This window comes from Carboxylicivirga longa, assembly GCF_050589825.1.
GTDB lineage: Bacteria > Bacteroidota > Bacteroidia > Bacteroidales > Marinilabiliaceae > Carboxylicivirga > Carboxylicivirga longa.
The window spans coordinates 1-574 of sequence record NZ_JBNGOZ010000081.1 but is presented as its reverse complement, the minus strand read 5'-3'; the positions used below and the strand labels follow the sequence as shown (position 1 = coordinate 574).

Annotated in this window: 1 protein-coding gene; it reads left to right on the top strand. The window is 47.7% G+C overall.

Annotated features, from left to right (window positions below):
- Positions 1-217 (top strand): hypothetical protein (locus ACRD7A_RS19125; RefSeq protein ID WP_430812988.1); only part of this gene is annotated, 217 nt, incomplete at its 5' end.
- Between the last annotated feature and the right edge of the window lie 357 nt (positions 218-574).

Below are 574 nucleotides of genomic sequence, written 5' to 3'. Positions count from 1 at the left end.
GGGAAGCCAAAGCGTTGTATTTGGTTTTATCTTTTTCCTTGTGTTTAGCCAAATCAACGATTTGGCGGAGCTGAACGCAGTGGTGAACCTTCGGAACCGCAGTAATCGCCTTATGCGTTATGGCGGTTTGTTGGGCGCTGCGGTTTATAATTTCTTCCAAGATGCACTTCAAAAACGGGCTGAAAATCTTTGTATTATTCAGCTTTTTCCCCTCTGATAAGTATTGATTTATAGGTTTTTGCGCGCCTTTGTCCGTATGTGTTATTCTGAAGTCCGGCTGCACTTAAACCACGCGGGAAACTGAGTCCGAATAGAGCTGCTCCAAAGTCCCGCTGCAAATCGGAAGTCCGGCTGCTTGGCTGAAAAATGCCGGCCGGGATTAGTCCGCCGAGTCCGTTTGGTTTGCAAGTCCCGCTACGCTTTGTTTGATAGTCCGGGAATGCGCGCCTTGGTTTTATAAATTACTTGTTTTAAACCACTTTTTCCGTCTTTACCGATTTGCGTCCCGTTTTTGTTTTGTCAAATCGAAGCGTCACGTTCGACATCGTTGCGCCCAACGGCCTGCCGCATGGCG